9 protein-coding genes are annotated in these 8,502 nt (G+C 62.1%); 3 read left to right on the top strand and 6 right to left on the bottom strand.

Going from position 1 to position 8,502, the window contains the following annotated elements:
- The 3 genes from WBR57_RS09125 to WBR57_RS09115 form a co-directional block, all read right to left on the bottom strand.
- On the bottom strand, nucleotides 1-269 hold a 269-nt coding region (locus tag WBR57_RS09125; protein WP_424083548.1), incomplete at its 3' end, for an FAD-dependent oxidoreductase.
- A gap of 2 nt (nucleotides 270-271) precedes the next feature.
- Nucleotides 272-592, bottom strand: coding sequence for a MocE family 2Fe-2S type ferredoxin (locus WBR57_RS09120; protein WP_424083547.1), 321 nt, complete (start codon nucleotides 590-592; stop codon nucleotides 272-274).
- Between the two features lie 28 nt (nucleotides 593-620).
- The gene (locus WBR57_RS09115) at nucleotides 621-1,715 is read right to left on the bottom strand and encodes a fatty acid desaturase family protein (protein ID WP_424083546.1); all 1,095 of its coding nucleotides are present in this window, start codon (nucleotides 1,713-1,715) and stop codon (nucleotides 621-623) included.
- A 161-nt stretch (nucleotides 1,716-1,876) separates the two neighbouring features.
- Here WBR57_RS09115 and WBR57_RS09110 point away from each other — a divergent pair, with 161 nt between their 5' ends.
- A complete protein-coding gene (locus WBR57_RS09110) occupies nucleotides 1,877-2,920 on the top strand; it encodes a LacI family DNA-binding transcriptional regulator (RefSeq protein ID WP_424083545.1) in 1,044 nt (347 codons plus the stop codon).
- Here WBR57_RS09110 and rtcA read toward each other — a convergent pair.
- From rtcA to WBR57_RS09095, 3 genes are read right to left on the bottom strand one after another with little or no spacing between them, the layout of a single operon-like run.
- Complete coding sequence (rtcA, locus tag WBR57_RS09105; protein WP_424083544.1) at nucleotides 2,917-3,942, bottom strand: RNA 3'-terminal phosphate cyclase; 1,026 nt, start codon at nucleotides 3,940-3,942, stop codon at nucleotides 2,917-2,919. The two genes, WBR57_RS09110 and rtcA, sit on opposite strands and share 4 nt — an antisense overlap.
- A gap of 8 nt (nucleotides 3,943-3,950) precedes the next feature.
- Nucleotides 3,951-4,739 carry a nucleotidyltransferase domain-containing protein gene (locus WBR57_RS09100; protein WP_424083543.1) on the bottom strand — a complete coding sequence of 263 codons (789 nt, stop codon included), beginning with the start codon at nucleotides 4,737-4,739 and terminating at the stop codon, nucleotides 3,951-3,953.
- A gap of 13 nt (nucleotides 4,740-4,752) precedes the next feature.
- The gene (locus WBR57_RS09095) at nucleotides 4,753-5,979 is read right to left on the bottom strand and encodes an RtcB family protein (protein WP_424083542.1); all 1,227 of its coding nucleotides are present in this window, start codon (nucleotides 5,977-5,979) and stop codon (nucleotides 4,753-4,755) included.
- Between the two features lie 212 nt (nucleotides 5,980-6,191).
- Between WBR57_RS09095 and rtcR the strand changes: the two genes are divergently transcribed.
- On the top strand, nucleotides 6,192-7,772 hold the full coding sequence (gene rtcR, locus WBR57_RS09090; RefSeq protein ID WP_424083541.1) for an RNA repair transcriptional activator RtcR: 1,581 nt from the start codon (nucleotides 6,192-6,194) through the stop codon (nucleotides 7,770-7,772).
- A gap of 369 nt (nucleotides 7,773-8,141) precedes the next feature.
- A complete protein-coding gene (locus WBR57_RS09085; RefSeq protein WP_424083540.1) occupies nucleotides 8,142-8,450 on the top strand; it encodes a DUF6124 family protein in 309 nt (102 codons plus the stop codon).
- The last annotated feature ends 52 nt before the right edge of the window (nucleotides 8,451-8,502 follow it).

Raw genomic sequence — 8,502 nt, 5'->3', positions numbered from 1 at the left:
CGGTGCTGCTGCGGGTCCAGCTGGCGGACCGGGTTGCCGGCAATATGCTCGATGCCCAGCTCGGCCAGCCGCGCGCTGTCGCACAGGCTGCACCCCGCCAGGTCGATGCTGCCCTGCAGCAGGCCTTTGGACAGCGGCGGCCGTTCGTAGGGCAAGTGCGGTTCGTCGCCGATCAGGATCAGTTGCCCGGTATAGCCTTCTTCGCGCAGGGTCAGCGCCGCGCGGCCACCGGCATGGCCGGCGCCGACGATGATCAGGGGTGCGTTCATGATCACGCCGTGACGGCGAGCAATACCCGCCCCGCTTCGACCCGCACGGGGTAGGTCTTGAGGTTGACGCACACCGGTGCGCCGAGGGCCTTGCCGGAGCGGTAATCAAAACGCCCGTTGTGCTTGGGGCATTCGATCACGTGGTCCATCACCAGGCCGTCGGCAAGGTGGATTTTTTCGTGGGTGCACAGGCCGGCGGTGGCGAAAAACTCATTCTCGGCGGAGCGGTACACCGCGTAGGTGTGCGGCCCATGGTCAAAGCGCAGCACGTCTTCCTGGTCAATTTCGCCCACGGCGCAGACGTCGATCCATTGATCGTTCATGGTGTTTTCTCTTGTTCTTGGGAGGGATTCAGCCGGCAGTGGCTTCTGCATGCATCGGCGCGTTGGCAACCGGTTCCGGGCCCCGGTTGACAGGGCGTTGCACGAAATACGTCGGGTCGCTGCGCTGCTTCCAGATCGTCGGCAGGATTTCCTTGTATGCCTCGAAAATGCTCGCGTACGGCGGCGGGCAATCGCCGCGGATTTCTTCGTGCAGTTGCGCCAGGGCGTGGTACGGCACCATCGGGTACATGTGGTGCTCGAGGTGGTAGTTCATGTCCATGTAGATAAAGCGCAGCACGCGGTTCATGTAGATGGTGCGGCAGTTGCTGCGGTGGTCCAGCACGTCTTCGGCCAGGCCCACGTGTTGGGTAAGGCCGAACAGGTAACCGAGCCAGGCGCCGTAGAGGCTCGGCAGGCCCACCAGCATCAGCGGCAGCCAGCTGTGCAGGTACAGCGCGCTGCCGATCACCACGGCATAAATGCCGACCCAGATCCGCGCTGCGCGGAACACCTTGGGCCATTCGGATTCAGGAATAAAATCCGCTTCCTGGGCACTCATCTGGCCGACCGCATGGCGCGCCACGCCGCTGAAGGTCTTCCAGGCCAGGGGCAAATTGAACAGGCTCAGAAACATCAGCCACAGGCTTGGCGGGCGCGGTTCGACGATCTCCGGGTCACGGCCGACCACAATGGTGTCGGTGTGATGGCGGGCATGGCTCCAGCGCCACACGTGGGGTTCGAAGATGCACATGAAGCTCGCAACCTGGTACAGCACGTCGTTCATCCAGCGGGTCTTGAACGCGGTGCCATGGCCGGTTTCGTGCCAGCGCGGGTTGGAGGCGGTGCCATAGAGCACGCCATAAGCCACGAAGAACGGCACGCAGGCCCAGGAGCCCCAGAACCAGTAGCCGCCAAAGCCGGTGGCCAGCAGCGCGAGCACCCAGATAGCCGTGTCGAGCAAGGCCGGGGCGTCGCGGCGCTGCATCAGTTCTTTCATGCGTTTACGCGAAATCGGCGACTGATACCAACTGGCCGAGACCAGGCCTTTTTCTGCTGCGCGGGCAGCTTCCGGGCCGGTCAGGCTGTAGTCGCGGCGGGCGGGATGAGCGGCGTGTTCAGGCATTGTTATTGTTCTCCGCAAGCGTTGGGTTTCAGGTGCTTTGCGAAGAAACGATAGAGCGCCGGTAAATCTGCCTCAAGGCCTTGAATCCATTCCCTATCAAGCTATCATCCAGGTCCAGCGGGGCTTGATAGTTTTCTATCAAGACGCTTCAGGGGCCAGTCATGAACAACAATAAACGCCCGACCATCGCCACCGTCGCCGCCCAGGCGGGGCTCAGTGTGGCCACGGTTGATCGGGTCTTGAATGCCCGCGCGCCGGTCAACCCGGACACCGCCGAACAGGTGTTCCAGGCCGCCGAAGCCGTGGGCTATTTTGCCGCGCGACTGATTGGCCAGCGCATTCGCGAACGGCGCCCCACCTACCGCTTCGGCATCCTGCTACTGGGCACCGCCCAAGCGTTCTACGCCAACCTGGCCCGTGCCATCAGCGATGCAGCCGAGCAGCACGCCGGTGCCAACCTCACTTGCCAGTTCGAATACATCATCGATCGCACGCCCAGCGCCATCGTCGCGCAAATCGAACAACTGGCCGTGCAGTGCGACGGCCTCGCGGTGGTCAGTTTTGCCCACCCACTGATCAACGCCTGCCTGGCGCAGATCCGCGCAGCCGGCGTGCCGGTGGTCGCCCTGCTTTCGGATATCCACGAACACGCCGATGAGCCCTATGTGGGCCAGGACAACCACGTGGTCGGCCGCACCATGGGCTGGTTGCTCGCCCGCACGTGCGGCGCACGCAAAGGCAGCGTGGGGATCTTGCTCGGTGGCCACCGTTTTCTCGGCCACCAGGCACGGGTCGAAGGCCTGCACAGCTACCTGGCCGAACATGCTCCAGGGCTTAAGCCGCTGGAGCCGCTGATCAACCTGGATAACTGCGACATCACCGAGGAAGCCACCCTCGACCTGATCAGCCGTCACAGCGACCTGCGCGGCCTGTGCGTGGTGGGCGGTGGCGGTGACGGCATCATCAGCGCTTTGGCACAACTGCCCAAGCGCCCGGCGCTGTGTTGCATCCTGCAAGAGTCGACCGAGCTGTCGCGCCAGGCGCTGAGCCAGGGTTTGATTGATGTAGTGATGGACTCGCAGCCGGGGCGGACGGCCACGGCTTTGGTGGCGTTGATGGTGGAGTTGCAGAGTGCCGAGGGGTTCGACCCGGTGCGGCATCGGGTGCATATACCGCCGCAGATTGTGACGTCGGAGAATCTCTAGCGCGCTCGGCACTCGACCTTCAAGCCGCCCTCCTCCAGCACGTGACTCTCGATCACCACCGGCAGGAAGCGCTGGATCACCAGCATGTTGCTGTGCAAATGCTCGCTCATGTGCGACGTGGTGAAACGGCCACCTCCCGCCAGTGCCAGTGGCAACAGCAACTGATCGGCCAGGTGTTCGCCCACCGCCGTGTCGGTGCCTCGCCACGCAATGGCCTGGTCGATGGCCTGGTCGGCCACCGTTTCGGCGCGCACCTTGGCCATGCCAAAGGCACTGAATATTTCGGTGACGTGCTCGTGGACGTACTCCAGCATCAGCACATTGCCTGGGCCCTGCTGCGGGTCAATCTCGACCGGGAACAGTTGCGTATCATCAAACGATAAACGCTGGCACACGCGCTTGAATTGGCGCTCGCTCACTTGGGCGGGCAACCCTGCGTTAAGGGTTATCGCGCGGGCTTCGAGTAATTTGCCGCGCTGCATCAACTGCAGCGGCACCCACTCGCTGGGTTGGATAAACGCCTCTAACTCACCGCCGCCAGCCGGTACAAATCCGTAGCGGTTCAGGCTCAGTTCGATGCGCGCGCCCATGCGCTGCAACAATGGCAGCCAGGCGCGCTGCAGGAAGTCCACCGGCGGTGCCAGCGGGTTATGGGTGCCGCCGCAGATCGTCACGCGGCTGGCCGCGGGTGCGCGCAGCAGCGCTGGCAATAATGTCTGCAGTACCAAGGTGCAACTGCCGGCTGTGCCGATGGAAAACCGGTATTCGCCCCCTTGAATCGGCCCGGGTTCGAACACCAGGGTTTGCGAGCCCAGTTCAGCACCTTGCACCTTGGCACCACAGACCTGCGCCGCTGCCAGCACAGCGGTCAGGTGTTGACGCATCAAGCCTGGCCGACTGCGCTTGGCGCGGATGTTTTTGATGCGCAGGGTCAACCCGGTCACCATCGACAGGCTGAGCCCGCTGCGCAGTACCTGGCCACCGCCGATGGCGCCGTCAAGTTCAATCACGTCCTGTTTCATATTTATCCTCAAGCAAAGCGTTTGACCGTGTCCCGCAGGTAGTGGTCCAGTTGTTGGGCGTCTTCATGGGTGCGTGGCAATACCGGCACTTCGCGTTCCAGTTCACGCTGTATGTAGGCGTGCAATGCCGGGCGCCGTGGCCCGTAAGCCGCTTCCCCTGCATTGCGTTTCAACACCAGCAGGGTTGCGACCTCATCGAGCAGTTGTGCGTCATCCACTGTGCTCAACAAATCGGCGAAGGTCATCGGCGGCCGCCCCAGCCCCAGGTCGATCCAACGCACTGCCAACAACGGTCGCAGTACGTAGAAGTACTTCTTGAACCGCACCGAGTCGCCTTGCAGATAGCCGCGAAAGTTCTTCTTGGCCATCGACAGATAATGATTGCGCGCCGCCGGCGGGCTGTAGAACGCCTCCGCCAGGGCACGCAACTGCGCCGTAGCCTCGGCCTCCTGGCGATACACCAGCGGCGAATCAAGCCACTCCAGCAGTGTAGGGTTGGATTTGCGCAGCAGGCCCAAGGTCTTGCGCAACTCCCAGCCGCTCACGTCCAGCTCGTCATCCAACGGCCGTTCGATCACGTCGCGCGGCGTATCCACCTGCATGAACCAGCCAGGTTTTTCCACGTAGACAAAACGCACGTCGTAGTCGCTGTCGGTGGAGGCAAAACCCCAGGCCCGGCTGCCGGATTCACAGGCATACAGCACCGTCACATTGCGCTCGCGCTCTATGCGCTCCAGCTCCTGAAGCACCCGCGCGCGCATGGCGTCGCTCAATGGGTGGCGTTCTTCCCTTTCCATCTCTATTCCCCTCTTATCCTTTGACGCACACCACTTGACGCAAGGTGTGCAGCACTTCCACCAGCTCGCGCTGGGCGTGCATGACTTGATCGATGTCCTTGTAGGCCATCGGAATTTCATCGATCACATCGGCGTCCTTGCGGCACTCCACATGGGCCGTCGCGCGGATCTGGTCGGCCAGGGTGAAGGTGTTCTTCGCCTTGGTACGGCTCATGGTGCGGCCAGCGCCGTGGCTGCACGAGCAGAATGACTCTTCGTTGCCCAGGCCACGCACGATGAAGCTTTTGGCGCCCATGGAGCCCGGAATAATCCCCAGCTCGCCCTTCTTCGCCGACACCGCGCCCTTGCGCGTCACCAGGATGTCTTCGCCAAAGTGCCGCTCTTTCTGCACGTAGTTGTGATGACAGTTCACCGCTTCCAGCGCCACTTCAAACGGCTTGCTGATCACTTGGCGTGTGGCCTGGACCACCGCGCACATCATCAACTCGCGATTCTGCCGGGCGAAATCCTGAGCCCAGCCCACCGCTTCCACGTAGTCATCGAAGTGCCGGCTGCCCTCTTCGAAATACGCCAGGTCGCGGTCCGGCAAATTCGCCAGGTGTTGCTGCATATCCGCCTGGGCCAACTGGATAAACAAGTTGCCGATGGCGTTACCCACGCCACGCGAACCGCTGTGCAACATGAACCAGACACGGTTGGCTTCATCCAGGCACACCTCGACAAAGTGGTTGCCGCCGCCCAGCGTGCCGAGGTGCTGGCGGTTGTTGCTGCGTTCCAGTTGCGGGTACTTGCCGGTGATCGCCTTGAAGCGCAGGTGCAGCGCCGTCCATGCCTGGTCAGCCTGGGCCGGCACATCTTCCCATGCACCTTTGTCGCGGCCTTTATGGCTGCGAGTACGGCCATGGGGCACAGCGGCCTCGATGGCACAACGCAGACCGTGGAGGTTGTCGGGCAGGTCGCTGGCGGTCAGCGTGGTACGCGCGGCAATCATGCCGCAGCCAATATCCACGCCCACCGCTGCCGGGATGATCGCGCCCACGGTGGGGATCACGCTGCCGATGGTCGAACCCTTGCCCAAGTGCACATCCGGCATCACCGCGAGGTGCTTGAAGATAAACGGCATCTTGGCGGTATTCATCAGTTGCTGGCGGGCCTCGGGCTCGACCGGCACGCCCTGGGTCCAGAGTTTGATCGGCTTGCCGTTGGCGACTTCCAGCAGTTGGTAGGTTTTCTCTTGCATGATCTCGATTCTTTTTTTAAAGCCGGCGCTGCGGCGTTGACAGGGACATAGCAGCGGGCGTGCCAGTTTTTTAAAAGCCGCTCTAAAAACACATATCTAATTGTTTTATATAGTTATTTTTAACAACAGATAACTCACACCTAAAAAAACCATGACAAGCTGATCGCCAACTTCATATCCTCACATATCGTTACTTATATTTTGGTCTAGCCATGAAACACAAGCGCACCGTCGCCATCGGGTTTATCGGCTCCAAGCTGGATCGCGTCGGCAAAGGCGCCAACCGCTGGAATCACTGGCGCCCCAGCGTCGGCCTATGCCAGCAGGACACCCTGCAGATTGATCGCCTGGAGCTGATCCACGACACCGACGCCCGTGACGTCAGCCTCGCCGAGCGGGTGCGCGCCGATGTCCAGCAGATCTCGCCCCACACCGAGGTGCACCTGCACCCCATGCCGCTGAACAACCCCTGGGATTTCGAAGAGGTCTACGGCGCGCTGCACGACTTCACCACCGACTACCGCTTCGACACCGACCATGAGGATTACCTGGTCCACATCACGACCGGGACGCACGTGGCGCAGATTTGCTGGTTCCTGCTGACCGAGGCGCGCAACCTGCCCGCGCGGTTGATCCAGACCGCGCCCAGCCGCCGCCTTGACGACACCGCGCCCGCCACCGGCACACACACGCTGATCGATCTCGACTTGTCGCGCTACGATCGCATCGCCTCACGCTTCGCCCACCAGCGCCTGGAAGGCCTGGCGTTTCTCAAGTCGGGGATCGCCACGCGTAACAGCGCGTTCAATGCCTCCATCGAGCAGATCGAACGCGTGGCCGTGCGCTCCACGGCGCCGATGCTGCTGATCGGCCCCACGGGCGCGGGCAAGTCCTTCCTCGCCCGACGCATCTACGAACTCAAACGCAGCCGCCATCAAGTGCAAGGGCGCTTCGTGGAAGTCAACTGCGCCACCCTGCGCGGCGATGGCGCGATGTCGGCGCTGTTCGGCCACACCAAAGGCGCCTTCACCGGCGCACAAAACGCCCGCGACGGCCTGCTGCGCGCGGCGGATGGCGGCATGTTGTTCCTCGATGAAATCGGCGAACTGGGCCCTGATGAACAAGCGATGCTGCTTAAAGCCATCGAAGAAAAGCGCTTCTACCCCATGGGCGCCGACCGCGAAGTGGCCAGCGACTTCCTGATCATCGCCGGCACCCATCGCGACCTGCGCGGGCGCGTGGCCGAAGGGCTGTTTCGCGAAGACCTGTACGCGCGCATCAACCTGTGGACCTTTGATCTGCCGGGCCTGGCGGGCAGGCGCGAAGACATCGAGCCCAATATCGATTTCGAACTAGAGCGCCACGCCCGCGAGCAAGGCCGCCGCGTGCGCTTCAACCTCGAAGCGCGCCGCCGCTACCTGGCGTTTGCCTGTTCCAGCGAAGCGGCGTGGCTGGGTAACTTTCGCGAGCTGTCGGCATCGATCACGCGCATGGCGACCCTGGCCGACAGCGGACGTATCGATGAAGCCCAGGCCGAAGAAGAAATCCAGCGCCTGCGCTACGCCTGGGGGCTGTCCGAGCCGCACACCCTGCTGCCCGCCGACCTGGACCTGTTCGACCAGTTGCAACTCAAGGCCGTGATCGAGGTGTGCCTGCAATCCGACAGCCTGTCCGACGCCGGCCGCCGCCTGTTCGGTGTATCACGCCAGGCCAAGGCCCAGCCCAATGATGCGGATCGCCTGCGTAAATACCTGGCGCGCTTTGCGATTGACTGGAAGCAGTTGAAGCCCTAGCCCTGCGACAGGGTCAGTCGACGGGCGGCCATACGGATCAGGCGATTAGTGGCATTTGGTCATGGTTTGTAAAGGGCCAGCAAGTCGTGTCTCTTCTAATTGCAGGACGTTTCCTAGACAATCCTCGCCGCCTTGTGCCTGCTGGAATCGGTGGCTAGTCTGCGGTCCGTCACTGCCAATTCAGTGATCGGGTTTAGTCGCCCTGATTCAGACAGGCGCATGGTCCCATGACGTTTTATGGTGGCTGTGCGCAGGGCGCCCTCGGGCGCGCCGGGTTTCTTGTCTGACCGGTCGACTAACCTGCGTACAGTCGCCACCTTTGTTTAGTCGCAAAAGGTGTCGGCTCCTTGATCAGACAGGAACTACACCATGAACAAAGTCATACCCGATCCACCCCAAGACCCTGCAAAAGACCGCGCCGCCTTCAACCGCGCCATCGATCACTACCTGCCCAGCCAAGGTTTTCACTCGGTCAACGAAGACCTGAGCTTCGAAGATGCCCTGCTCTACACCGCCAGTTTGCTCGACAGCGCTTCAGCCACCGCATTGGATTGTGGGGAAGCGCTGAATAATCCCGAGCGGGCGAAGATTCTGGCGGTGTGGCATTTGCTGGAAATTGCCAGGACTACGGTGGACCGCTCCATCGAGTGCCTGAAGCCCTCACCCACCGCTGCCTGATTGCGGTCAAAAATGTGGGAGCGGGCTTGCTCGCGAAGGCGGTGGTTCGGTT

Origin of the sequence: Pseudomonas sp., assembly GCF_049590575.1 — a bacterium.
GTDB lineage: Bacteria > Pseudomonadota > Gammaproteobacteria > Pseudomonadales > Pseudomonadaceae > Aquipseudomonas.
This window is presented reverse-complemented; position numbering and strand designations above follow the sequence as displayed.

Coding starts and splice junctions, on each gene's coding strand:
- WBR57_RS09115 (WP_424083546.1), bottom strand. CDS start 1,715: ATGCCTGAACACGCCGCTCATCCCGCCCGCCGCGACTACAGCCTGACC.
- WBR57_RS09095 (WP_424083542.1), bottom strand. CDS start 5,979: ATGCAAGAGAAAACCTACCAACTGCTGGAAGTCGCCAACGGCAAGCCG.
- rtcR (WP_424083541.1), top strand. CDS start 6,192: ATGAAACACAAGCGCACCGTCGCCATCGGGTTTATCGGCTCCAAGCTG.
- WBR57_RS09110 (WP_424083545.1), top strand. CDS start 1,877: ATGAACAACAATAAACGCCCGACCATCGCCACCGTCGCCGCCCAGGCG.
- WBR57_RS09100 (WP_424083543.1), bottom strand. CDS start 4,739: ATGGAAAGGGAAGAACGCCACCCATTGAGCGACGCCATGCGCGCGCGG.
- WBR57_RS09120 (WP_424083547.1), bottom strand. CDS start 592: ATGAACGATCAATGGATCGACGTCTGCGCCGTGGGCGAAATTGACCAG.
- WBR57_RS09085 (WP_424083540.1), top strand. CDS start 8,142: ATGAACAAAGTCATACCCGATCCACCCCAAGACCCTGCAAAAGACCGC.
- rtcA (WP_424083544.1), bottom strand. CDS start 3,942: ATGAAACAGGACGTGATTGAACTTGACGGCGCCATCGGCGGTGGCCAG.